The 25,048-nt window shown below is 58.1% G+C and carries 21 protein-coding genes; 3 read left to right on the top strand and 18 right to left on the bottom strand.

Annotated features, from left to right (window positions below):
* Nucleotides 1–53: 53 nt before the first annotated feature.
* The 8 genes from H1B31_RS06065 to ftsE form a co-directional block, all read right to left on the bottom strand.
* Nucleotides 54–1,268 carry an ABC transporter permease gene (locus H1B31_RS06065; protein WP_009441053.1) on the bottom strand — a complete coding sequence of 405 codons (1,215 nt, stop codon included), beginning with the start codon at nt 1,266–1,268 and terminating at the stop codon, nt 54–56.
* Nucleotides 1,258–1,977, bottom strand: a complete 720-nt coding sequence (locus H1B31_RS06060) for an ABC transporter ATP-binding protein (protein ID WP_185979689.1) — start codon at nt 1,975–1,977, stop codon at nt 1,258–1,260. Before H1B31_RS06060 ends, H1B31_RS06065 begins: the two co-directional genes overlap by 11 nt.
* Nucleotides 1,978–1,992: 15 nt before the next feature.
* Nucleotides 1,993–3,099: an efflux RND transporter periplasmic adaptor subunit gene (locus H1B31_RS06055; RefSeq protein ID WP_185979688.1), complete on the bottom strand. Its 1,107-nt coding sequence runs from the start codon at nt 3,097–3,099 to the stop codon at nt 1,993–1,995.
* Complete coding sequence (locus tag H1B31_RS06050; RefSeq protein ID WP_185979687.1) at nt 3,100–4,497, bottom strand: TolC family protein; 1,398 nt, start codon at nt 4,495–4,497, stop codon at nt 3,100–3,102.
* Between the two features lie 155 nt (nt 4,498–4,652).
* Nucleotides 4,653–5,798, bottom strand: a complete 1,146-nt coding sequence (locus tag H1B31_RS06045) for a S41 family peptidase (protein ID WP_185979686.1) — start codon at nt 5,796–5,798, stop codon at nt 4,653–4,655.
* Nucleotides 5,799–5,815: 17 nt separating this feature from the next.
* Nucleotides 5,816–6,931, bottom strand: coding sequence for a murein hydrolase activator EnvC family protein (locus tag H1B31_RS06040; RefSeq protein WP_185979685.1), 1,116 nt, complete (start codon nt 6,929–6,931; stop codon nt 5,816–5,818).
* Nucleotides 6,932–6,938: 7 nt separating this feature from the next.
* On the bottom strand, nt 6,939–7,826 hold the full coding sequence (gene ftsX, locus H1B31_RS06035; RefSeq protein WP_185979684.1) for a permease-like cell division protein FtsX: 888 nt from the start codon (nt 7,824–7,826) through the stop codon (nt 6,939–6,941).
* The gene (ftsE, locus tag H1B31_RS06030) at nt 7,816–8,502 is read right to left on the bottom strand and encodes a cell division ATP-binding protein FtsE (RefSeq protein WP_009656799.1); all 687 of its coding nucleotides are present in this window, start codon (nt 8,500–8,502) and stop codon (nt 7,816–7,818) included. The genes ftsX and ftsE overlap by 11 nt, the downstream gene beginning before the upstream one ends.
* A gap of 175 nt (nt 8,503–8,677) precedes the next feature.
* Here ftsE and H1B31_RS06025 point away from each other — a divergent pair, with 175 nt between their 5' ends.
* The 3 genes from H1B31_RS06025 to H1B31_RS06015 all read left to right on the top strand — a co-directional run bounded on the left by H1B31_RS06025 (nt 8,678) and on the right by H1B31_RS06015 (nt 11,096).
* Nucleotides 8,678–9,058 carry a YbaN family protein gene (locus H1B31_RS06025; RefSeq protein ID WP_185979683.1) on the top strand — a complete coding sequence of 127 codons (381 nt, stop codon included), beginning with the start codon at nt 8,678–8,680 and terminating at the stop codon, nt 9,056–9,058.
* 74 nt (nt 9,059–9,132) lie between these two features.
* Nucleotides 9,133–9,888, top strand: a complete 756-nt coding sequence (locus H1B31_RS06020) for an esterase family protein (RefSeq protein WP_185979682.1) — start codon at nt 9,133–9,135, stop codon at nt 9,886–9,888.
* A gap of 14 nt (nt 9,889–9,902) precedes the next feature.
* Nucleotides 9,903–11,096 carry an ATP-grasp domain-containing protein gene (locus tag H1B31_RS06015; RefSeq protein ID WP_185979681.1) on the top strand — a complete coding sequence of 398 codons (1,194 nt, stop codon included), beginning with the start codon at nt 9,903–9,905 and terminating at the stop codon, nt 11,094–11,096.
* A 38-nt stretch (nt 11,097–11,134) separates the two neighbouring features.
* Here the strand turns inward: H1B31_RS06015 and H1B31_RS06010 are convergent, their stop codons facing one another.
* From H1B31_RS06010 to glgB, 10 genes are all read right to left on the bottom strand, one after another.
* Nucleotides 11,135–11,785 (bottom strand): class I SAM-dependent methyltransferase, encoded by a 651-nt coding sequence (locus H1B31_RS06010; RefSeq protein WP_185981241.1) that lies wholly within the window; start codon nt 11,783–11,785, stop codon nt 11,135–11,137.
* Nucleotides 11,785–12,417 (bottom strand): hypothetical protein, encoded by a 633-nt coding sequence (locus tag H1B31_RS06005; RefSeq protein WP_185979680.1) that lies wholly within the window; start codon nt 12,415–12,417, stop codon nt 11,785–11,787. The genes H1B31_RS06010 and H1B31_RS06005 overlap by 1 nt, the downstream gene beginning before the upstream one ends.
* Nucleotides 12,418–12,510: 93 nt before the next feature.
* Entirely contained in the window at nt 12,511–13,641 is a 1,131-nt protein-coding gene (locus H1B31_RS06000; RefSeq protein ID WP_185979679.1) for an MBL fold metallo-hydrolase, read from the bottom strand.
* A gap of 87 nt (nt 13,642–13,728) precedes the next feature.
* Nucleotides 13,729–14,217, bottom strand: coding sequence for a flavodoxin (locus H1B31_RS05995; RefSeq protein ID WP_185979678.1), 489 nt, complete (start codon nt 14,215–14,217; stop codon nt 13,729–13,731).
* Between the two features lies 1 nt (nt 14,218).
* Nucleotides 14,219–15,823 carry a DUF4127 family protein gene (locus tag H1B31_RS05990; RefSeq protein ID WP_185981240.1) on the bottom strand — a complete coding sequence of 535 codons (1,605 nt, stop codon included), beginning with the start codon at nt 15,821–15,823 and terminating at the stop codon, nt 14,219–14,221.
* 35 nt (nt 15,824–15,858) lie between these two features.
* Nucleotides 15,859–16,590 (bottom strand): hypothetical protein, encoded by a 732-nt coding sequence (locus H1B31_RS05985; RefSeq protein ID WP_185979677.1) that lies wholly within the window; start codon nt 16,588–16,590, stop codon nt 15,859–15,861.
* Nucleotides 16,590–17,288 carry a DUF2225 domain-containing protein gene (locus tag H1B31_RS05980; protein WP_185979676.1) on the bottom strand — a complete coding sequence of 233 codons (699 nt, stop codon included), beginning with the start codon at nt 17,286–17,288 and terminating at the stop codon, nt 16,590–16,592. The genes H1B31_RS05985 and H1B31_RS05980 overlap by 1 nt, the downstream gene beginning before the upstream one ends.
* 112 nt (nt 17,289–17,400) lie before the next feature.
* Nucleotides 17,401–20,850 carry a 4-alpha-glucanotransferase gene (malQ, locus tag H1B31_RS05975; protein ID WP_185979675.1) on the bottom strand — a complete coding sequence of 1,150 codons (3,450 nt, stop codon included), beginning with the start codon at nt 20,848–20,850 and terminating at the stop codon, nt 17,401–17,403.
* A 216-nt stretch (nt 20,851–21,066) separates the two neighbouring features.
* Entirely contained in the window at nt 21,067–22,512 is a 1,446-nt protein-coding gene (gene glgA, locus H1B31_RS05970; protein ID WP_185979674.1) for a glycogen synthase GlgA, read from the bottom strand.
* A 116-nt stretch (nt 22,513–22,628) separates the two neighbouring features.
* On the bottom strand, nt 22,629–25,046 hold the full coding sequence (gene glgB, locus H1B31_RS05965) for a 1,4-alpha-glucan branching protein GlgB (RefSeq protein WP_185979673.1): 2,418 nt from the start codon (nt 25,044–25,046) through the stop codon (nt 22,629–22,631).
* Nucleotides 25,047–25,048: the final 2 nt, after the last annotated feature.

Here is a 25,048-nt window from a genome sequence, read left to right as displayed (position 1 = left end):
CCCGCAGCGGAAAAATTCCGTTGTGGGCTTTTTTGATTGACTGAGTCCCCTATTTATTCATACCTCAGCGCATCGATCGGATCGAGGCGCGCCGCCTTGCGGGCGGGGTAGATGCCGAAGAAAAGGCCGATGCCGACGGCAAAGGAGAAGGAGACGAGGATGGGCAGGACGGCGATGGTGGTCGTGAGCCCGCCGAACGCGCCGATTGCCTTTGAGAGAGAGACACCGAGCGCGATGCCGATAACGCCGCCGACAATGCCGATGACCATCGACTCGATCATGAACTGCATGAGCACGTTCGAGGAGGTCGCGCCGAGCGCCTTGCGGATACCGATCTCGCGCGTGCGCTCGGTGACAGAGACCATCATGATGTTCATGATGCCGATGCCGCCCACGAGCAGCGAGATGCCCGCGATCGATCCGAGAAGCAGCGTAATCATATTCGTATTTTCCGTAAAGCTCTCCATGAGACTGGTCATGTTGCGAACGGTGAAATCGTCCTCTGCCCCGTGGCGAATGTGGTGCCGCTGACGCAGCAGATTCTCAACGTCTGCCTGCACCTGATTCATCCGATCGGGACTCGATACCTGTATGTTGATGGCTTGGACGTATGTAATGGCAAGCATACGCTCCTGTGCCGTCGTGATGGGGATATAGATCACGTCGTCCTGATCCTGCCCGATGGACTGCCCCTTCTCCGCCGTCAGTCCGATGACCTTGAACGGCTGATTGTGGATGCGGATGTTCTTGCCGATGGGGTTCTCCGTGCCAAAGAGATTCGAGGCGACAGTCGGACCGATCACGGCGACACGGCTGCGCTTCGCCATATCGTTTGCAGTGATAAACGACCCGTTCTCGACCTTGAGTGAGCGGATCTGCATCAGCTCCGGCGTAACGCCCTCCACCGTCGTATTCCAGTTGAGATTCCCGTTCACGACCTGATAGGCACCAGAGACCGAGGGGGATACGTAGTCAATCCCTTTGATCTTGCTCTCAATCGCCTTGGCATCATCGTATTTCAACGACTTGCGTGAGCCCGCCTTGCCTCGTACACCGCCCGTGTTCGCAGAGCCGGGCATGACGATGAGCATATTCGAGCCGAGACTCGCAAAAGAGTCGGCGACGCTCGTACGCACGCCCATTCCGATGGAGACCATGGCAATGACTGCGCCCACGCCGATGATGATGCCGAGCATGGTGAGTAGGGAGCGGAGCTTGTTCGCGAGCAGGGCGTTCACCGCCATGCCGAAGCATTCCTTAAACAACATCCATCGCCACTCCCTTCCCCTCATCACGCGTGATCCTGCCGTCGCGCACGAGGAGCTGACGGCTCGCACGCACGGCAATCTCCGGCTCATGCGTGACAAGGATGATCGTGTGCCCCTTCTCGTGCATCCGCTCAAAGATCTCCATGATCTCCTTCGTGGACTTCGTGTCAAGATTGCCCGTCGGCTCGTCTGCCATGATGATGTGTGGATCGTTCACGAGGGCGCGAGCAATCGCGACGCGCTGCCGCTGTCCGCCCGAAAGCTCGTTCGGCAGATGCGCCCCACGGTCAGAGAGCCCCACAGCGGCGAGCATTTCCTGCGCCCGCTCCGTACGTTCGTGCCGCCCAACGCCCGCATAGACGAGGGGCAGAGCGACGTTATCGAGTGCTGAGATGCGCGGAAGCAGATTGAAGTTCTGAAAGACAAAGCCGATCTTCTTGTTGCGCGTCGCGGCAAGAGCATCATCACTGAGTCCCGCGACCTCCGCGCCGTCGAGCAGATACGAGCCCGCGCTCGGACGGTCGAGACAGCCGAGGATATTCATAAGCGTCGATTTGCCGGAACCTGACGGCCCCATGAGAGCGGCAAACTCACCGCGCCGAATCTCGAGGTCGATGCCGTCGAGTGCGGCAAGGGTCTCTCCGCCGATGCGGTAGAGCTTGCGGATACCGTGCAGACGAATGGTCGCGGGCATTTCTTTTGCTTCCATCGAAATCCCCCCGTATCAGAACGGCGGCGGTCCGCCCGCCTGCATACTCATCGGAACGACCTTTGCCGTGTAGGTACTGACGACGCGCTCTCCCTCACTGAGTCCCGAAAGGATCTCCACATACTCATCGCTGTAGATGCCCGTCTCAACATAGCGCGTCTCCTGCGTGCCATCCTCCTGCAGGACGAGGACATAGGATCCCGCTGCATCCGTCTTGAGCGTGGAGAGCGGCACGACGAGCGCATCGTTCCGATCTGCCGTATTGATGACAACGCGCGCCGTCATCGCCGGCAGGAGCAGATTCTCGGGATCGTCCACATCGAGGGTCACATAGTAGTAGATGACGCTCGTCCCCGATGAGGAGGACGAGGCGGACGAACTGGTATCCCAGCTGTTTGTCACGTCGGTCTGCGAGATCTTAGAGACGCGTGCCGTGAATTTCTTGTCCGTAAAGGCATCGACGGTAAACGTCGCCTCCTGCCCGATGCGAATGTTGCCGATGTCCGTCTCATCCACCTTCGCCTTGATCTGCTTCTTCGAGAGGTCGGCGATGCGCATGATGACGGTTGGATTGTCCGAGCCCTGCACTGCCATCGTCCCTGCCGTCTTCGGTTCGCCCACAACAACGCCCGAGATCGGTGCGGTGATGATCGTCTCGTTCGCATCTGAGTTTGCTTCCTCGAGCGTCGACTGCGCCGTATCGTAGTTGTACTCTGCATCTTCGAGGTCAGATTTGGACTTCGCCCCGATGCTCTCGAGGTAGCTCATGCGGTTGTACTTCGCCCGCGTATTCGTCACACGGTACTGTGCCTGGTCACGTTTCGCCTCGTAGTCCTTGCCGTCGAGCGTCGCAACCACCTGCCCTGCCGTAACGACATCATTCTCCTTGACGAGGACAGAATTGATGCGTGCTGTGATCTTGGAGCTGACCTCCACGGAGTCCACAGGGCGGATCGTCCCTGTTGCCTCGACGGTTGACTTGATGTCCATGCGCTGCACGGCAACCGTCTCGACGGCCTGTGCCGTCTTTTCCGCCGCACTCGACTCCATATACCAATACACGCCGCCCGCGACCAGCACCGCCGCCAGTGCACCGATGCCGATAATTTTGCCACGTTTCATTTACTTCACCTTCTTCACTGCAGCATCCGTACCGCCCTCAATGTATGCCGCCTGTGCTGCCGCACGTTCCTCTGCGGTCACGGCGGGAAGTCCCTCAGCCGCCGCATGCTCGCTCTCTGTCAGCTCTGTCCCCATCAGATTCTCGACCTGTGCACGATAGCGTGCGTAATCATAGCGTGCACTGATCGCATTCGTCTCTGCCGTGGCAAGTGCCGTCTGCGCGTCGATGATGTCGAGGAGGATGCCCTCACCCGCACGATAGCGTTCATTCGCGATATGATAGTCCTCACGCGCCTGACGCACCGCATCCCCCGTCGAGGTAAAACGCTGCTCCGCCTCATGCATATTGAGGTACGCCTTGCGGAGGTTCAGATCAATGCTCTCTTCCTCCTTCTTCACGTTCAGCAGGGCGATGTCGCGCTCCGCCTCTGCCTCCTCAATCGCTCCGCGCGTGACGCCGCTGTCAAAGATGTTCCAGCTGACGCCGACGGAGGCGGATACATCTGAGCTCGTGTCATGACGGGGTTGGAACTGACTGGTCAGCCCCGTGCCGAGCGTGAGATTGACGCTCGGCCTCTTCCCTGCCCGTGCGCTCTCGACGGCGAGCTCACGCTGACGGAGCTTTGCGCGCTCCACAGTGAGATCAAGGCGATTGCGATAGGCGTAGGAAATGCAGTCCTCCATCGGCTTCTCAAAGGGCTGATATGTGACCTCCGTCGTGAGTGTCAAAGGCTCGGTGCGTGCGATGTTCAGCAGATTGCGCAGGGTCGTGAGGTTCACCTCATAGCTGTTCTCCGCGCTGATGAGTTCCTGCCGCGCGTTCGAGAGCTCCACAGAGGAGCGGAGCACATCGATCTTCGCCTGCGCACCCGCGTCGTAGAGCGCTGTGACATTCTTCAGATGCGCATCGTATTTGTTCACCGTGTCGCGCTGCACCTCGACCTTTTTCGATGCCTCCACCGCATCCCAGTAGGCGGTGATCACTTCATATTTCAGATCCTCACGCGCACGCTCGGTCGTGAGACGCGCCGACTGCGCGCCGATCTCCCCTGACTCGATATTCGCCTCGTTCGCACCGCCGCTGTAGAGCGGCAGACGCGCCGAGAGAGACAGGGAATTGCTCGTCTGTGCGTCCTCGTCCTTCGCTTTGCTCGTGCGCAGTGTATCGCCCGCCTCAGCCGAAATACTGTTCTTCCCGCGCGCCTGCTTTAGCGCTGCATCTGCGGAGCGCTCGCCCTCCGCGGTGATGCGCAGCGCTGTATTCGCCGCAAGCGCCGTGTCGATTGCCTCCGTGAGCGTGAGACTCATGGCGTGCGCCGAAAACGGCAAAAAGAGCACTGTGCCGAGGACAGCCGCAGCTGCCGCACGCCGCTGTCTTCTGCGCCATTGACTATACATAGTGACCTCCTGATAGGGGAAGCACTGATAAATTCAGCATATCAGCGATTCCTTAGGAAATTTGTCCATATAACAATGCGCCCATGCTAACGCAGGGGCGCTAAGTCCTTCTTAGAACACTGTTATTTTTGCGTTAGAGGAAACACCAACGCACTTCAAAGCGTAGGATGCTCCAGCAAATACCGCTTTGCCGCGTCAAACTGCACGTCCCGCGTGTCCGTCGACGATCGCTCAACAACGATGTCGGGCGTGATGCCCGTGCCGTCGATGGAGCGGCCGTTCGGCGTCACGTACTTTGCGATCGTGAGCTTCAGCCCGTCCTCGTGGAAGAGCGGCAGAACCGCCTGCACGGAGCCCTTGCCGTACGATGTCGTGCCAATGATCGTGCCTGCGTCCGTGTCCTGCAGTGCCCCCGCGAGGATCTCCGAGGCGCTCGCGCTGTTCTCATCGATGAGTACGGCGATGGGATATTTGCGTGCGCTGAGCGAGGAGCGATAGACCTCCTCACTGCCGTCGCGGTCGATAACGGAGACAATCGTACCCGCCGGTACTACCTGCTCGGCAACGGCAACACAGCTTGTGATGAGGCCGCCCGGATTCTCACGAAGGTCGATAATGAGGGCGGTCATACCCTCGCCCGCGAGACGGTTCATCTCACTCGCAAACTCCTCGCCCGTATGCTCGGCAAAGGAGCCGATGCGGATGTAGCCGATCGTCGTGCCCTCGACCATAGTGCCGCGCACGGACGCAACCTGTATCACGTCGCGCGTGATCGTGTACTCCTGCTCCACACCGTCGCGCAGGATGCGCAGGACAACCTGCGTGCCCGCTTCGCCGCGAATGCGCAGGGCGACCTCCTCGTTCTGCAGCTCGCTCGTCGGCACGCCGTCCACTGCGAGGATTTCATCTCCCGCGCGCAGTCCTGCCGCCTCACCGGGCGTTCCCTCGAGCACGGAGATGATTTTCACAATATTGTCCTTGAATCCCATCGTCACGCCGATACCGCCGAACGAGCCCTCCGTATGCTGGCGCAGCTCCTTGAACATCGACGGGGGCATATAGACGGAGTGCGGGTCATCAAGGGATGCGACCATGCCGTCAATCGCACCGTCAATGAGCCGCGTGGTGTCGGGCGCATTCACATAGCGCGACTGGATGAATTTCATCACGCCGAAGAAGCGCAAGACATCGTCCGCATAGAGCCCTGCCGAACGCAGGAGTGCACCCGCCGCAAATACAGTCAGCATACTCCCAAGGAGGGCGGATAGGACGATAATAGTGCCTAATTTTTTTCTGTTCATATCCTCTTTCGCTTAAACTATAGATACCCGAGGGGGTTGACCGGCTCGCCGTTGACGCGCACCTCGAAGTGGCAGTGCGGTCCCGTGGAGTTGCCCGTCGAACCGCACTCGGCGATCAGCTCGCCCTGCGCAACGCTCTGCCCTGTGCCCACATCGAGTGACTGGCAGTGACCGTAGAGCGTCGAGATGCCGCCGCCGTGATTGATGATGACGGCATTGCCGTAGCCCGAGATCCATCCTGCATACTCGACCGTCCCCGCCTGTGCAGCGTAGATCGGATCGCCGTAGTCGCCGCCGATGTCGATGCCGCTGTGGAAGCGCTGCGCACCTGTAATCGGGTGCGTGCGCCAGCCAAAATCCGACGTGATGGGTCCCGCGAGCGGCCAGATCATCGCGCCCGAGCCCTGCACGGGGAGATTCCTGAGTCCGCTGCGCTGCAGCATACGCGTGATGCGCTCCGATGCCGCACGGGATTCGTCCTGCTTGCGGTCAATCGTCGCCTTGTCGTACTTCATCTGATCGATGAGCTCCTGCTGCGCGGCGACCTTATCCTCCATCGCAAGGCGCGCCTCACGAGCCTTCTTCTCGAGAGGTTCCTGCGCCGCACGATCCTTTTCGAGCTCTTCCTTCAGCGCGAGCATCGCGTTGCGCTGCGTGAGCACCTCGTGCACGAGGTCGTAGTCCTGCTTGATGACACGCTTCAGGAGATCCATACGCGTCAGGAAATCCGAGAAATCCTTCGCACCAAAGAGCACGTCCACATAGGAAATCTGCCCGTTGATGTAGATATCGCGCACGCGCTTGCCGAGGGCGTCACTCTTGCGCTCGTAGTCCCGCTCGGCGACCTCGAGCTTCTCCTCGTTCTCCTCAAGGCGTTCGAGTGTCGCATTCAGCTCGGCACGGCGCGCCTTATGCTCTGCAATCGCCGCATCCGCCTGCTCGTCGAGGATGCGTTTCTGCTCCGAGAGCGAGTCGATCTTGCCCGCGAGCTCGTCGCTCTGGCGACCGAGTTCTTCGACCTGCGCATCGTAGCTGTCGCGCTCCTCTTCGAGTGTCGCCGCCGCTCCCTGCCCTGCGGCAAGGAAGACAGCGGCAAGCGTTGCCGCGAGCGTCTTTTTCATTAGTTCTTTCATAATATAATTACACCTTCAGGAAACGCTTGAGCGAGACCCACGCGCCCACCGCTCCGATTGCCATGCCGAGCCCGATGATGACGAGGCTCACATAGTTCATGAATGGATACTGCGGTATGAGCGGGAAGAAGGCGAGCGTATCATAGACCTTGTTCGCCACACCCGCATAGAAGCTGCGCAGGACGAACGCCGAGATCAGACCGCCGATGCAGCCGAGTACAATGCCCTCAAGCACGAACGGCCAGCGAATGAACTCATCCGTAGCGCCGACGTATTTCATGATCGCAATCTCACGCCGGCGCGCGAAGACCGTCAGGCGAATCGTATTTGCAATGATAAAGACCGTCGCGCCGCCGAGCAGCAGGATGAGGAGCACGCCAAAGATGCGCACGAGACGCGTGATGTCAAAGAGATGTTCCACGACATCCTGCCCGTATTTCGCCGACTCGACTCCATCCATGCGCTCAATCTGCTTCGCCGCCGTCTCCACCATGTCCGGCTGACGCACTGTCACCTCATAGGCGTTCGGCAACGGATTCTTGTCGCCGAGTGCATCCAGCAGATACTTCTGCTCGCCGAGGCGCTCCGAGAGACGCGCACGCGCCTCCTCACGGCTGACGTATTGAACGGACTCGATCCCCTGCAGCGCGCGGATCTGCGCACCGAGCGCCTCCTCCTCGTCCTCCGCGAGATCATCCTTCATATAGACGCTGATCTGCACCTGAGACTCAAGCATTGACGCCGCGCGGTTCATATTCAGCGCGAGGATCAGGAACACCCCGAGGATGAAAAGCGACACCGCCACTGTGCCAACTGCCGCGAACGTCATCCAGTTGTTGCGGCGCAGGGAGCGAAAGACCTCCTGCACATAGTATTCCGCGGTTCTAATCTTCATATCCATATCCTCCGCGCTGCTCATCGCGCACAATGTGCCCGCCCTCGATGGCGATGACACGGCGCTGCATGGTATCGACAATGTTCTTGTCATGGGTTGCCATGACGATTGTCGTACCGGACGCGTTGATGCGCTTAAAGATGTCCATGATGTCCCAGCTCGTCTCGGGGTCGAGATTTCCCGTCGGCTCGTCTGCAATAAGGATCGCGGGATCGTTCACAATGGCGCGTGCAATGGCAACGCGCTGCTGCTCACCGCCCGAGAGCTGCGAGGGGAAATTACGGTATTTGTCGCGCAGCCCGACCACGTCGAGCACGGCGTTCACACGCCGCTGAATCATCTGACGTGGCGCCTCGATGACGCGCATCGCGAACGCCACATTCTCGTAGACCGTCTTGTCCGACAGCAGACGATAGTCCTGAAAGATGACGCCAAGCCCGCGCCGGAGATACGGCACATCCTTGACATCCATGTTGACAACATCGTGACCGTTGACGAAGAGCTCGCCCTCCGTCGGCAGTTCCTCACGAAAGAGCATCTTGATAAATGTAGACTTGCCCGCGCCGCTTACACCGACAACAAAGATGAACTCGCCCTTGCTGATCTCGATGCTCACGTGATCGAGGGCAACCGCTCCGTTCTCATATATCTTTGAGACATTTTTCATGCGAATCATATATTCGTCTCATTCCTCTCCAACGGGGACAGCTGCATGAATCGGGCTGCCCCTGAAAAAACCATTTTACATTATACCACAAATCAAAAAAACTACAAAATGTTGCGTTGCCATTTTCTCCTTCTCATGCTATTCTCTTTTCGGTGAATCATTCTCATACAATAAGGAAAACAATATGATACTAAAAAAAATTTTCTTCGTCGCGCTGGGGCTCATCAGCCTCGGGCTCGGAGTTCTCGGAGCCTTTCTCCCCATCCTGCCGACCGTCCCGTTCGTCCTGCTCGCGGCCTTCTGCTTTGCACGCGGTTCGCGCCGCATGGATGCGTGGCTGCACACGACGCGCATCTATCGCCAGACGATGGTGCTCATGCAGAGCGGAAGGCGCGGCATGACCATCGGGCAGAAGCTGCGCATCATCCTCCCCGTCACGACGCTCATGGGCATCTCCTTCCTGCTGACCGACCATCCGCACGCGCGCATAGCGATCGGCGTCATGTGGGTTCTGCACGTCATCTTCTTCATCTTTCGCATTCCCACACTTAAACGGGAGGCGTGACCACTCCATTTGACAAAGTACACGCGATTCGTTAGAGTATAGATATTAGCAAACGGAAAGTCAGGGAGGTTTTTATGACAAACTGCAAAGAAATCAACTGGCACAGCGCGCGGCTCGACCGCATGATGAATATACGCGTCTACGGTGCGCCCACGGGCGTGCCCATCCTCGTCTTTCCAACGCAGGACGCAATGAGCGACAACTTCGAGAACTTCGGCATGATTGAGGCGGTCGCGGATGATCTGCGCCGCGGACGCATTCAGCTCTTCTGTGTGGACACCGTCGACACGGAGACGTGGTCGAATCTGTGGGGCGATAAAACCTGGCGCGCCCAGCGGCAGGAGCAGTACTACGCCTATATCATCGACGAGGTTGTCCCCCGCATCTACGTGGAAAATACAAGCAGGCGCCTGCCTATCGCTGCAGGATGCAGCCTCGGTGGACTGCATGCAGCGATCGTCTTCTTCCGCCGCCCCGACCTCTTCGACGGCGTACTATCGCTCTCAGGTGTCTACGATGCGAAATTCTTCACCGACGGCTGGATGAACGACGTCCTCTATGACAACTCACCGCTCGACTTCCTCGCTAACATGCCTGGCGACCATCCCTACATCGACCTCTACAACCGGCGGCGCATCGTCCTCTGCGTGGGGCAAGGCCGCTGGGAGGAGGAGGGTCGCCGCACGACCGCACTCATGGGTGACGTGCTCTACAGCAAGGACATTCACGCGTGGGTCGATTTCTGGGGCTACGATGTCGATCATGATTGGGACTGGTGGAAGAAACAGCTCGTTTACTTCCTCCCCTTCGTCCTGCGTGAGCAGGCGTGAAATGAGGTGAGCACATGAACTTTATCTTTGTTTCCCCGCAGTTCCCGCGCGTCTACTGGAACTTCTGCGACCGTCTAAAAAAGAAGGGTGTCAACGTCCTCGGCATCGGCGACACACCATACGACCAGCTCCAGCATGAGGTACGCGAGTCGCTGACGGAGTATTACTTCGTTCCCTCGCTCGCCGACTACGATCAGATGCTGCGCGCCGTTGCATTCTTTACATTCAAATATGGCCGCATCGACTGGATCGAGTCGAACAACGAGTACTGGCTCGAGAGCGATGCACGTCTGCGCACGGACTTCAACATTCGCACGGGCTGGCAGAGCGGTGATATGGATCATATCAAGAACAAGTCCGCAATGAAGCCCTTTTACAAGAAGGCGGGCATCCCGACCGCGCGCCTCGCGAAGGTCACAACGCTTGCCGCCGCCGAGGAGTTCCTCACGGAGGTCGGTTATCCCGTCATCGTCAAGCCCGACACGGGCGTCGGTGCAACGGACACCTACCGCATCGACAGTCACGATGAGCTGTGCCATTTCTACGCATCGAAGCCGACCGTCCCCTACGTCATGGAGGAGTTCGTCACGGGAGACATCTGCTCCTATGACGCCATTGTCGACGCGGACTCCAATCCGGTCTTCGAGTCCATGACCGTCTGGCCGCCGTCCGTCATGGACATCGTGCTCTATCAGCTCGACCTCTCCTACTACACGACGGATCGCGTGCCCGATGCGCTGCAGAAGGCGGGACGCGCCACGCTCAAGGCGTTCCGTGTACGCAGCCGCTTTGTCCACCTCGAGTTCTTCCGCCTGACAAAGGATAAACCGGGACTTGGAAATGTCGGCGACTTCGTTGGACTCGAGGTCAACATGCGTCCTGCCGGAGGATATACGACGGACATGATGAATTTCGCGCACTCCACCGATGTGTATGAGATCTGGGCGGATATGATTACGGCGAACCGCCGTCTCCTTCCCGATCGAAACGAACATTGCTACTGCGCGTATGCAAGCCGCCGCGACTTCCACCGCTATGTGCATACACACGAGGAGATCCTGCGCCGCTATGCGGGAAAGATCGTCATGTGCGAACGCATGCCCGAGATGATGTGGCCGCAGATGGGCAACCAGATGTATACGGCAAAGCTCAGCGGGCAGGAGGAGACGGACGACTTCATCCGCTTCATCCAGGAACAGCAGAACTAAGACATAAAAAAAGACTGCGTATGCAGTCTTTTTTTATGTCAGTGCACGCCGCGCACGGCAATCCAGTATTCCCCGTCTTTGAAATACGTCTCCACCGTAGAAAAGCCCGCCGCGCGGAAGAGCCGCTCGAACTCGTCGGGTGTCGGATTCGTCAGCGCATAGCCCACGATCTTCTCACGGATGCTATCGGGCAGATCGTCACGCCCATAGATCTCTGCAAGCAGGAGGAACGTACCCCCCTTCTTTACAACCCGCGCGACCTCTTTCAGACACTCCTCGGGATTCGGCCAGAAGTAGAAGCTCTCCACCGTTACCACCGCATCGAAGTGTCCGTCCACGAACGGGAGGTTTTCCACCGAGCCGTGCAGGATCTCCATGCGTCCCGCCGCGATGAGCGCGGCGTTGAACGCACGCGATGCCTCCACCGAGGTCTCGGCGTAGTCGATGCCGACGAGATGTCCCTCCGTCACACGCTCCGCCATTCGCGCGAGCGTGTTGCCGCCGCCGCAGCCAATGTCAAGGACAGTATCCCTCGCATGGAGCGCGATGTGTGAGAGCCCCCAATCGACGAGACGTGCATGACTCTCATTCATCCGCGCGAGCATCGCGCGCCCTGCCTCCCCTTCGGGACGGCGCGGATTGCCCTCCGCCGTCATGCGGTCTGTATCGCGCCAATCTTCCTGTGCCATCATTCCACCCCCATTGTCTGCTTCGACAGATCAAATCCAAACTGCACGGGATCGGCGGGATCCCAGATGCGCGTTTCCTCATTGTAGCGCACGGGCACATAGAACGTCACCGTACCCACAGGCTCGAGCTCACGATATGCCTCCGCCGTTGCCTCCACCGCCGTCTTGCGCAGCTCCTCGGGCGTACCGTCAAGCTTCATGCGCTGACGCAGCAGAGAGGATGCCTTTTCGCGTGCCGCAATCATATTGAACCGCGTCACCGTCACCTCAACGGTCGCCACCCCATTTCCCTGCTCTGACACCATCGTCTCCACCGTCGCATTGCGCAGCGACTCCATATAGGCATCAGCGATCTCGGACGCCTCCTCGGAGGACAGCATCGCGCCAGAGGTTTGAAGCGCGTTCGAGAATGCCGCCTTCATATTGAACGAATCCGTCGGCGCGCCATAGGACATGAGCTGCTTCTGCGCCGCCTCATCCTGCCGCACGAACGCATCGCAGTATAGCTTGATGCTCTCCGCCGCATCCGCGCGCTCCATGCGGCCAATTGTCGCAACGTAGAGCGCAACGAGAATCGCAGCCGTAAAGATCCCCACGAAGATCACGGGGAATCGAACTTTTGATGAAATCACCTATTTATCACTCCTCTACTATATTCTATCGCACAAAGATCCGCGCCGTATTAGCGCGGATCCTTATTTCATCAGAATATAATATCGCGTATCTCAGGCAAGTCCTTCCCACCAGTGCGGGAAGTCGGCGGGGTATGCGATGTCCACGGTCTCGCCGATGCGTGGCGTGACCATCCGATAGGGACGCCCCGCGCTCTCCTTCAGTAGCTCACGATATGGCTCCTGCCATGTATGCAGGGCGAGCGCGAATTTGCCGCTGTGCGCGGGCAGCAGGATGCGTGCGTGCACGTCCTCCGCCGCCTGTGCCGTCTCGTTCGGGAGCATATGAATCGCGTGCCACTGCATATTGTACTGCCCGTTCTCCATCATCGCGAGATCGAAGCCGTCAAAACGTCTTCCAATATCCGCGAAATGCTTCCCATAGCCGCCATCCCCACTGATGTAGACGCGCCGCTGCGGTGTGACGATGGCAAAGCCGCACCACTCGGTATTGTTGCGCGTGAGGAAGCGCCCCGAGAAATGCTGTGAAGGGAGGATGTGGATATGGAAATCATCGGCGAGCGTGATGTCCGTGTCCCAGTCCTCCTCGTGGAGATGTGCAAGATCAAAGCCCCACTGCTCGAAGAACTCGCCGACGCCGAGCGGACAGATGACCTCCTTTACTTTCGGTTTCAGCGCCATCACGGTCGCATAGTCGAGGTGATCCCAGTGATCGTGCGTTATGAGCAGCACATCGAGCTCGGGGATATCCTCTGCCGTATAGACATTGCTCCCGCGGAAAGCGCGGTTGATGAAAAAGATCGGCGAGCCGTAGTCGGAGAATACGGGGTCGACGAGGAGGCGACGCCCTCCGATTTGCAGGTAAAAGGTCGAATGCCCCATCCATACGGCAATATCCTTCTCATGCGGAATCGCGTGGAGATCTGTCTTGCTGCTCGGGATCACCTCCTTCGGCACGCGCCCATCGTCGCCGCCGAAGAGGACGCGGTAGAGTGTCTCGATGCGGTTCGGCTTCTCCTCATCGGGCAGCTCCTCCGCCATCACATCCACCGGCTCGAGGCAGACGAACTGCCCGTTGACATAGTGTGGCGACGCCTGAATACGTGCTAGGCGCTCCCCTGAGGGTGCGCGGCCGAATTTCTCCTGCCGCACAAAGAGTCCTGCGCCGCCCGCGAGTGCCCCCAGCCCCGCGAGCGCGCCAAAGATAAAGTTCCTGCGTTTCATGAAGTCTCCTCTAAAAAATGATCCCCATATAGAAAGGAGTTGCCGCCCCCTGTGCAGCAACTCCAACGCAATTACAATCGTATAAACTCAAATACCCAAAGCCGCGATCCACGAGTTGATCGCCATCGGTGTCTCGCCCATTTCGAATCGACGGCCTTCCTTCACGACGGCACCCTCCGCCGAAGGACGCAAATACACCACCGTCTGTCCCATCGCACTGCCGCCCGAGGTCGCAAACGGCACAATCGTCTTACCCGTCAGATCATAGCTCTCGAGGAAGGTGTTGATGATGTGCGGTGCCTTATACCACCAGATCGGAAATCCGATGAAGATGACACCGTACGGCGCGAGATCCAGCGGTGTCTCCGCAATCTCGGGGCGGCTGTTTGGGTCACGCATCTCCACGCTCGATCGGCTACTGTGATCGTTCCAGTTGAGATCGTCCTGCGTATACGGAACGGCGGGCATGATCTCATGGAGATCAGCGCCGATCACATCGGCAATCTTATGCGCCACCGTTGCCGTCCGCCGCGAAGGGGATGCTGAGAAGTAGGCAATCAGCATTTTCCCGTGCATATTATTTCCTCCTTGCAAGATACTCTTGCGCAAAGCCTGGATCCTCTGGCAGGATGTCCGACTCAAACATACGGTTCCACGGGAAAGTGACCGTGACCGTATTGATCTCGGCAATCGGCGGCAGATTCTCCTCAATGAAGCGGTTCATCATGCGCGTCGAACGCAGGGAAACCGCATCCATCTTCGTCCCGAGGCTGCCGTAGAACCCATCCCCGCGCAGCCATGTAAGCTGGCGCGCAATCATATTGCGGACATTCGCCTGATAAGCCCAATCATCAAGATAGCGTGTCGTGAGCAGATGATCGACCGAATCCGCATCCATATGTCGGACGAGCATGCCCTCGCCGAGGGCAAAGCCCGAGCTGTTCGTCGGTGTGTTCCAGCCCGCATAGGCGTGAATCTTGTAGAGGAGTCCTCGCTTCTGCAGCTCCGCCATCAGCGCATTGTCCGAACCGTTCGCAAATGCAATGTCTGCAACGGCGACGGGATAGCCCTTTGCCACATAGTCCGACACGAGATCAGCAAAATATGCCGTTCCCTCGCGCGGCGTGCCGTCATTGATCACGGCATTTGCCTCGTACGTACTCCCGTCCGGATTCGTATTCACCGTGAGCACGACATCCGCCTTCTCCGGCGCGCGCACCATCATGCCACCCGCCGCGAGTACGGCATCCGAGATTGAGGTGCTGATCTTCTCATCCGAGTACGCCGGCACGGTATCCGCGCCGCGCCCCCAGTTGTAGCGTGCAAAGACAAAGGGTATCTCATGCTTCTGCTCGTTCACTGCGCGCGTCAGCATGAGCAGCGCGATCTCATCGATGCCCGCCATCGTCTGGAAGCGTGTCTTGCCGAGACTCGCACCCGTCTCCGTCAGATGACGGCTCTCGAGATGCGTCTGCGAGAACGGTGCGTTGTCGTCACGCCCAAGGGTCAGATAGCGGAATGTATCGTGCCGCTTCATGAGTTCAATCAGGTATTCGTTGACTGCATAGTTTTTCTCACGACGCCCCATCCAGTCGGCAAGTGCCTCCTGCGGGATCAGACGGCCGAGGAAGTCGTACTCCTTGCGCTCGCGGCGCGTGAGCCCCTCGACCTCATCCTTGTCACGGAGAACGGTATAGCGGAAGATGTCCGCCCCGTAGCGGCGGTAGTACTCCGGCTCCTCATGCCCCGATGCTTCGCCCGTGCGCGGTGTCCGCATGATCGAGCCGAACACATAGAGAGGGACCTTCGGATGGGATTTCTGCAGCCCCTCGAAGCGTGCTGCTCGTTCGAGCACCTGTGCACGCGTGAAGGAATGCTTGCGCGAACCGACGAGACTGCCGTAGATCATGGCATCCGAAGAGATGACTGCCGCTTTTACCCCCGGCTGTGCGAGCGCTGCGTCCAGCCACGTCCAGAGCTCGTCCGGATGTCCCCAGTCCTCGCGGTTCCCAAGCAGCTCTGTCGGCGGAACAACGATCTCGTATCCCACACGCTGCACAACGTCCGCCGTCTGCTTGCTCGAGATCGGACGGCTGTCATGCGGAACGAAAACAATCTTATCTGTGATCGGCTCCCTCTTTGCCGCATCAACTGCTTGCGGCACAAGAAACAGCGCCAGCATTGCAATACAAAGTGTACGAATCAAAGAAAATCTCGTCAATGTTCTCCTCCTTCTTCCGCGCCGTCCCCTGCAGCAACGGAGCCTCTTTCCCGAACAACTGCCCGCAGTGCATCCTTGACATCATCGGGCACATTCAGCTTCGTGTCAAACATGATGCCGCCCGCCTGCACCGAGGCGCCCTCAATCTCGATCATATCTGTCAGCTTATGCCCCTGGAACGTCGTCTGTCCGAGCTTCGATGCGGCAAGCACCTCGTGAAAGTCCACGTATACCTTATTCCCGCGAATCTCCACGGGCAGGGTGTCGGACACATCGAAACGCCCCATCATGCGCTCCGCCAGCGACAGTGAGACGCGCGAAAACACCCACGACACAAAGCCGTGATCGGGGATATTCTTCTTCCGTACGCGATAGACCGCATAGGACTTGTCCCCATCGTGAACGAACTCCTCGATTGTGCCCGACAGCTCGATTTTTTTATACTTCTTCGATGTCGTGCAGATGAGATCGAGACGGCCGTCTGCATGCGAGTGCAGCTCGATACCGCGCACCGTTCCCTCCGTCCCGATGTTCTTTGCAATCGCCTCGTTCAACGTGGCATCGCGCACGAAGAGATGCCCGTCGGCGATCTGTGCCAGCGTCTCACGATCCCATGTATCGCGCAGGACTGTGAGCACGGAGCCGTAGTCTTTCACCGCCTCGCGCACACCGCTCCAGTCGATATTCTTCACTTGTTCGATGAAATTTGCAGGAATATCAATGACCATTAACTTTTTGCCTTCTCCGCTTCCGCCTTCTTCTCGCGCAGCTCGAGCCAGAGACTCTGTGTGCGCTCGAAGAGTTTCACATCGTTTTTGCGTACCTCCTGATCACCCATGATCTGCGAGAGCATCTGCGTCGCCTTCTCATAGTCGCCCAGACGGTAATACGCTGCGCCAACAATATAGAGTGCCATGCTGTCGCTCATTCCATGGATCGGATAGTGTTCCGTCATCACCGACTTCTCATAGAGCTCGGCGGCACGGCGCAGCATCTCATCCTCCTTGTCCCTCTCGTCCGTGTCGCGGTAGACCCATGCCATGCCCATGCAGTAGCCCGCCTGCTTTTGCAGCGTCCAACCGAGACGCTCAGCAAAGTAAATGCCGAGCTTGTAGGCGCGGATCGCATCCTCCACCGTGCGCTCTTCCTTGTACGGCAGATTGATCTTGCGCCCCTCAAGGAGCTCCTGGATCTTCGCCTTGTCACGCGGACTCAGCGGCTCCTCCGTGAACTGCTTCTCGTCGGCGGCAAAGCCGCAGTGCTCACACTGCCAGACACGATAGCGATAGGGATTCACGCCCTCGTAGTGCACGCAGAAATCCTCATCCGTTCCCAGCGTGATGAGACGCGCCTTCAGCTTCGTCGCATGTGTCTTTTCCCCACAGACTGGACACGGTTTCTCAACCGTATATGTGTACTCTGCCATGATTCTTCCTCCCTATCAGAAAATCTATTTTAGCATACCATAAAATGGGGAAAAAAGAAAGAATCCCCTCCGCACCGAAATGCAAAGGGGATCGTACTGCGTCCTACGAAGCTCACCGATGATAACGCACGCAGAGTGCTTTCAGTTTTTTCGGGTCGAGTTCGAGGAGGTAGTCCTTCTTGAGGCTCCAGCGCCAGTTGATGCCGACGGTGCCCGGCGTGTTCATGCGGGCGCGCTCATCGAGTGCGAGGAGATCCTGCATGGGGATGATCGCCATGCGCGCACGCGAGGCGTACGCTGCCTTGATGAGGCGCTTGCAGATGGTCTTCGGCCGATCTGAGGTCGTGCCCATGAGATTTGCGAGCGTCTCGCGCAGCACTTCGTCGATGTCGCGCGTGTACCAGCCGACGGTCGTGTTGTTGTCGTGCGTCCCCGTGTAGACGATGCTGTTCTCCGGGGTGACGAAGCCGACGCGCCCCGACTCGTTCGGTTCGAGCATGAAGTGAACGATCTTCATGCCGGGGAAGCCGCAGTCGTCACGCAGCCGCTCGACCTCGCTCGTGATGATACCGAGATCCTCGGCAACGATATTGAGTTCACCAAGCTCCCGCTCGATCTCGTCGAAGAAGGGCTTGCCCGGCCCTTTGATCCATCGCCCGTTGATTGCGGTCTCCGCCTTGCCATCCACCGACCAGTACGCCTCAAACGCGCGGAAGTGGTCGATGCGGATGATGTCGACCTGCTCGTGCAGCTTCCGGAAGCGGTTCTTCCACCATGCGTAGTTCTCCGCCTTCATGGCATCCCAGTTATACTGCGGGTTGCCCCAGAGCTGCCCGTTCGCTGCAAAGTAGTCGGGCGGTACGCCCGCGACGGTACGCGGCGTGCCATCCTCGTTCAGGTCAAAGAGCTGCTGATGTGCCCACGCGTCCGCGCTGTCCTGCGCAACGAAGATCGGCATGTCGCCGAGGATCTCGATGTTCTTCTTCTTCGCGTAGTCGTGCAGGCGGTTCCACTGGAGATGGAAGATGTACTGCTTGAAACGATCCAGCTCCACCTCATCCTTCTGCCGCTCGGCAAGAGCTTTCAGGGCTGCGGGCTCACGGTGTTTGATCTCCGCCGGCCAGTCCGTCCATGCGCAACGCCCGTATTCCTTCTTTGCCGCATGAAAGAGCGCGTAGTCGTCGAGCCAATACGCCTCTTTCTCACAGAATGCCTTGAACTCCTTGTCCTTTGCACTCGTCTTGCGGAATGAGCGGAACGCCTTTTCGAGCAGTTCTTTCTTGAACTGCTTGACGCGCTCGAAGTCGATGAACGCCGTATTCGCCTCATACGGCAGGAAAAGGTCTTTCTCGCTGAGCCAGCCGCGCGCGGCAAGATCCTCGGGGTCGATCATCATGATATTGCCCGCGAACGCGGAGATGGACTGATAGGGCGAGTAGCCATGTCCGACCGGACTGAGCGGCAGGATCTGCCAAATCTTCTGCCCCGCCTCGTCGAGGAAGTCGAGGAAACGGTACGCCTCCTTGCCGAAGTCGCCCACGCCGTATTTCGACGGCAGCGACGTCGGATGCAGGAGTACACCCGCCTTGCGCTCGTAGCGGCGCGGCTCTTTGCGCTCGCGCAGGAGCAGTCCGAAGAGCGGCGGAATCTTGATGCGCAGCCGCCCGCGCTCCACCTCATAGGTGCGCGAGGGCTTGAATGCGTCCTCGAATGTGCCGCAGGCAAAGTCGCTCACATCAACGTCGATTGTCAGCGTCTCCGTCAGGCTGCGGTTGAATGCGGCGATAAATACGCCGTCTTCCTTTTCTTGATTGAATACATCGTAGCCCGAACGGATCGTGCGCGCGTATGCGATGACATCACCCGCACCGTAGAGCGGCAGGATATCGCCCGTGCGCAGGGCATCGTTCTCGTTGCGGACGGCGATGAACCGCTCGAACCAGCCGCGAATCTCCTTGTTGCCGTGCTCCCAATCGTAGGGGCGGCGGTTGAACGGGTCTTTGAACCCCTGCATTCCGATCTCGTCGCCGTAGTAGACGCTCGGCACACCGGGATAGGTCATCTGCCAGAGTGTCGCCATGAGGAGTCGGCGCGAGCCGAGGTCGAACTGCTCCGGCGTCATGCGCACGCGCGACTGCTCGATGGCGGGCATCCCCTCGTAGTAGGGCACGCCCGCGAGGACGGTGATCGCACGCTGCACATCATGACTGCCGATGAGGTTCATCATCGCATAGAGATTTTCCTTCGGGTAGTTCTCGATCTGGCTTGCAAGGCGTCGCGCGGTCTGCTGCCCGTCCGATGCCCCCGTGAGGAAGTCGAGCATGATGGTGCGCAGCGGATAGTTCATCGCAGAATCCATCTCGTTGCCCGAGAGGTATTCGCGCGGTGTGCCGTACGCGACCTTGTTCGAGGCATCCTCCCAGACCTCGCCGATCATGACGGCATCAGGATTGCGCTTTTTCAGCTCCGCGAAGAACGTCTTGGAGAAGGTCGGCGGCAGCTCATCGATCACGTCGAGACGCCAGCCCGCTATGCCCTCGTTCATCCAGTGATGGAGCACACTGTCCTTGCCCGTGATAACGAAGTCCATATAGGCAGGGTCGGTCTCGTTGACGTTTGGGAGCGTGTCGAAGTCCCACCAGCAGTCGTACTCGTTCGGGTAGTTGCGGAAGTGATACCACGAGTAGTACGGCGATTCCTTCGACTGGTATGCACCGAGCGATCCGTATTGCTGCTGACGGTTGAAGTAGATGCTGTTGCTGCCCGTATGGCTGAACACACCGTCGAGGATGATGCGGATGCCGCGCTGCTCCGCTGCTGTGACGAGCGCACGAAAGTCCTCGATGTCGCCCAGTACGGGGTCGATCTTGTGATAGTCCCCCGTGTCATAGTGATGGTTGCTCTCGGACTCAAAGACGGGGTTGAAGTAGATACAGGAGATGCCGAGATCCTTCAGATAGTCCAGCTTCTCCATGACACCGCGCAGATTCCCGCCGAAGAAGTCATAGGCGATGATCTCCTTCGTGTCCGGATCCTTGAGATACATCGGGTCGTCCGTCCAGTCCGTACGGATGACTGCGCCCTTCTTCTTCACGATCGTATCCCCTGCACGCGCAAAGCGATCGGGGAAGATCTGATACATGACGGCGTTCTTGAACCAGTCCGGTGTGCGCGCACCTTTGTTGTAGATCGTAATCTGATAGGACGCCGGTGCCTCCATGGTGAGCGCTCCGATGCCACCCAGCATCTCCAGGTTGTTTCCGTAGAAATAGGTACCGCTCTCCATCGTGATGATGAAGTAATACCAAACCAGACAGCCATAGTCCGGGAGGTTGAACCACGCGGTATAAAATTTTTGCTCTCCCTGCGTGTCTCTCGTCTCAAGCGGAATCAGACGCTCCCCCGTCTGATCCTGCCACAGGCGCACAAGCACCTGCTGTATGGGCTCGTAGGTACGAATGCGGATGCCAAGACGCAGACGACTCCCCGCCTCCGCCGCCCCGACAATGGAGCGGTAGTATATATTCTGCGAGTTGTGCTCCACTTGATAAGATTCCAGCATAGCACCCTCTCCTTTCCTAACGGATCACTGATAAATTCTGCACCAATCTGATGGACTTCATTATTACCAGTGATTCCTAAAACAAAACGCACAGAAACCACCGGCGAATCAAACGTTCTTATTTGAACCAATTCACCAGCGGTTTCATAGGGGGTGCGTCGTAGAAACCTCAAATAAGGTCAACTCACGCACAAATCGGATTTCTCGCGAAGCAGCTCAGTTTTCGAGCAGGAGGCGCTCATAGAGCTTTTCGTACTCCTTCGCCGAGCGCTTCCAGCTAAAGTCGCTGTGCATTGCCGTAAAGACGAGCTGACGCCACTCGCGCAGATTGCCATAGGCGGCAAGCGCACGCTTGAGGGCATACATCATCTCATGGGCATTGTATTCGTAGAACAGGAAGCCGTTGCCCTTGTCCACGTCCGAGCGATCGAACTGCACGACCGTATCCTTCAGTCCGCCCGTCTCACGCACGACGGGAATGGTGCCGTAGCGCATGGCGATGAGTTGCCCGAGACCGCACGGCTCGAACATCGACGGCATGAGGAAGATATCCGATGCCGCATAGATGCGCTGTGCAAGCTCGTTCGAGAAACGAATGTTGATCGACACCTTGTTCGGGTAGCGCCACGCGAGTTCCTTGAACCAGTCCTCATAGCCGCGGTCGCCCGTGCCGAGCAGGACAAACTGGATGTTCTCATGCTGGAGTATCTCGTCCAAGACGCGCACGACAAGATCGAGCCCCTTGTTCGCCACGAGGCGTGTGATCATCGCGACCATCGGCGTGCGGCGGTTCTCAGGGAGCCCGAGATCGCGCTGCAGATGCACCTTGTTGTCGCTCTTGCCCTCAACGGCCTTCTTGATGTCATAGTTCACGTAGAGGTTCTTGTCCGTCTGCGGATTGTAGACATCGTAGTCGATGCCGTTCACGATGCCGAAGAGTTCCTCGCGGCGCTTGCGCAGGAGTCCTTCGAGATGCTCGCCGTAGTAGTCGTACTGGATCTCCTCGGCGTAGGTCTTGCTGACGGTCGACACGTAGTCAGCATAGACGATACCGGCTTTCATAAAGTTGACCGCATCGAAGAACTCGAAGTCGCCGTTGTTGAAATACTGCCAGTCAAGCCCGAGCACGTCCGTCATGACATCCTTCGGGAAAATGCCCTGATACTTCAGATTGTGGATGGTGAAGAGCGTCTTGATCCCCGCATAGCGCGCGTCGTCCATATGTTCCAGCTTGAGGAACACGTTGACAAGCGCAGCGTGCCAGTCATTCGAGTGGATGATGTCCGGCCAGAAATCGAGAGCAGGCAGGAGATTGAGCACAGCGCGGCTGAAGAACGAGAAGCGCTCCGCATCGTCGGGATACCCGTAGAATCCCTCGCGATTGAAATACTCCTCATTGTCCACAAAATAGTAGGTCACGCCGTCCAGTACATACTTATCAATGCCGACGAACTTGTCACGCCACGCGACGTTCAGAACCCCGTCATAGATATGCTCCATGGAGCTGCGAATCTCGTCGGCAATCGCACCGTACTTCGGCAGAATGACGCGGCAGTCCACTCCGTCCCGAACGAGTGCGGCAGGGAGCGAGCCCGCCACATCCGCAAGACCGCCGGTCTTGACAAATGGAACTGCCTCCGATGCTACATAAAGTACCTTCATCCCAATATCCTCCTTTACCTCACGGTCGGTGCCGTAATCATCCGACCCATGAGCCTATCATACTGTGTCTCAGCTCTCGTCATTCTCCTATTCCATACGCGCTGCACTTTTATTTCTTACGACTTTGCTGCACGCGTTTTCTTTGGCTTCTCCTCGACCTCCGAGGAAGCCTTGCGCATGGGCTTCTTCTTCGTTGCCGTCATTGCCGTCGACTTCGTTGTCTTTGCCGTGCTCTTTGCAGCCGTTTTCGCCGTCTTTTCCTCGGCGGAAGCTTCCGCCGCAGCCTTTGCCTTCGTCGACTTCTTCGGCGCCGCCTTTTTCACAGGCTTTTCAGCCGCCGCAGACTCCTTCGCAGTCGTCTTGGTCGTCTTCTTCGCCGTCGTCTTCTTTGCTGGCTTTTCCTCTGTCTCTTTCTTTGCAGCCGTGCTTGTCCGCGACGTCTTCTTTGCCGCCAGCTTCACATCGTCCTTTTCCGCAGAGGTCTTGGTCGCCGTCCGCTTCTTCGGCGCGGCCTTCTTTGGCGCCGCATCTGCCTTCTTCGCTGCGGCAGCACTCGTTTTAGAAGTTACAGCTTTTTTTTTTGCTACAGCATCCACTGTCTCGGAGACCTCGCTGACGGGTGTGCCCGCCCCGCTCTGGCGCTTCAGGCGATAGAATGTCGTCGCCAGCGGTGGCACTGTGATGACGACGGACTGTTCACGCCCGTGGAACGCATAGTCCTCGCTCACAATATCGCCCGTGTTGAGCACGCCGCTACCGCCGTACTGCTCCTCGTCGGAGTTGAACACCTCGACGTACGTTCCCTTCGTCGGAACGCCGATGCGGTAACCGTGGCGCACCTCAGGCGTAAAGTTGTGCACGCAGACGATGAAGTCATTGCGATCCTCAGCGCGGCGGACGAGCGCAATGATGCTGTTCTCGCTGTCATTACAGTCGATCCACTGGAAGCCGTTCCAGTCGAAGTCCACCTGCCAGAGTGCCTTGTTGTCGACGTAGAATTTATTGAGCGCCTTCGAGTATGCGAGCATCTTCGTGTGCATCGGATACTGCTCGACGAGGTGCCAGTCCATGCTGTCGTCAAAGTTCCACTCGATGAAGTGTCCGAACTCGCCGCCCATGAAGAGCAGCTTCTTGCCCGGATGCGCCATCCAGTACCCGAAGAACCCGCGTAGCCCCGCAAATTTCTGCCAGTAGTCCCCCGGCATCTTGCTGATGAGCGAGCACTTGCCGTGCACAACCTCGTCATGCGAGAGTGGCAGGACGAAATTCTCGGAGAACGCATACATGAGGGAGAACGTGATCTTGTCTTGATTCCACTTGCGGTAGATCGGGTCAAGGCTCACATAGGAGAGCATGTCGTTCATCCAGCCCATGTTCCACTTGTAGTTGAAGCCCATGCCGCCCATGTAGACAGGCTTCGAGATCAGCGGCCACGAGGTAGACTCCTCCGCGATCATGAGCGCGTGCGGATGGTACTTGAAGATCGTTTCATTGAGCTTCTTTAGGAAGTCCATCGCCTCAAGGTTGCCCGTGTCGCCGTACTTGTTCGGCTGCCACTCGCCGTCCTTGCGCCCGTAGTTGAGGTAGAGCATATTCGCAACCGCATCGATGCGCAGACCGTCGATGTGGAACTCCTCGAACCAGAAGAGCGCGTTCGAGATGAGGAAACTCTGCACCTCCGTGCGCCCGTAGTCAAAGTTCGTGGTGCCCCACTCCCAGTTCTCTGCACGCGTCTCATTGTCGGACTCATAGAGGTTCTTGCCGTCGAAATGACGCAGCCCCTGCTCATCCTTGCAGAAATGCCCCGGTACCCAGTCCATGATGATGCCGATGCCGTTCTGATGCGCAGTATCGACAAGGTAACGGAAATCGTCCGGCGTGCCGTAGCGGCTTGTCACGGCGAAATAGCCGGTCGCCTGATAGCCCCACGAACCGTCATAGGGGTGCTCGCAGAGAGGCATGAACTCGATATGGGTGTAGTTCATGTCCTTGACGTAGCTGATGAGCTGATCTGCCAGCTCACGGTAGGAGAGGTAGTCGCCCTCAAGCGTGCGCCGCCAAGAGCCCGCATGCACCTCGTAGGTGAGCATGGGACGCTCATACGAGGACTCCTGCTCCTTGCGCTTCTGCCACGCCTCATCCTTCCACTCATAGTGGTTCATGTCATAGGTGCGCGATGCTGTCAGGGGCTTTTTCTCCGCGTAGAAGCCATAGGGATCTGCCTTCATGATACGGGGACCGCCCCACTGCGGCTCGATGGCGTACTTGTAGATCTCGCCCTCGCCGATCCCCTCGACAAAGACCTCCCAGATCTCACCGTCGTCGATGCGGTTCATCGGATGGATGAACACATTCCAGTCGTTGAACTCACCCACGACGCTGACTGCCTTCGCATTCGGCGCCCATACCGTAAATCGGACGCCCTTTTTGCCGTCCTGCTCGACGAAATGTGCGCCAAGCATTTCCTGCGCGTGATAATTGGTGCCCTGATGAAAGAGGTACAGATCAAACTCACTGAGTGCAGATGTCTTCATAC

It is taken from the genome of Selenomonas timonae (assembly GCF_014250475.1).
GTDB classification, from domain to species: Bacteria; Bacillota; Negativicutes; order Selenomonadales; family Selenomonadaceae; genus Centipeda; species Centipeda timonae.
This window is presented reverse-complemented; position numbering and strand designations above follow the sequence as displayed.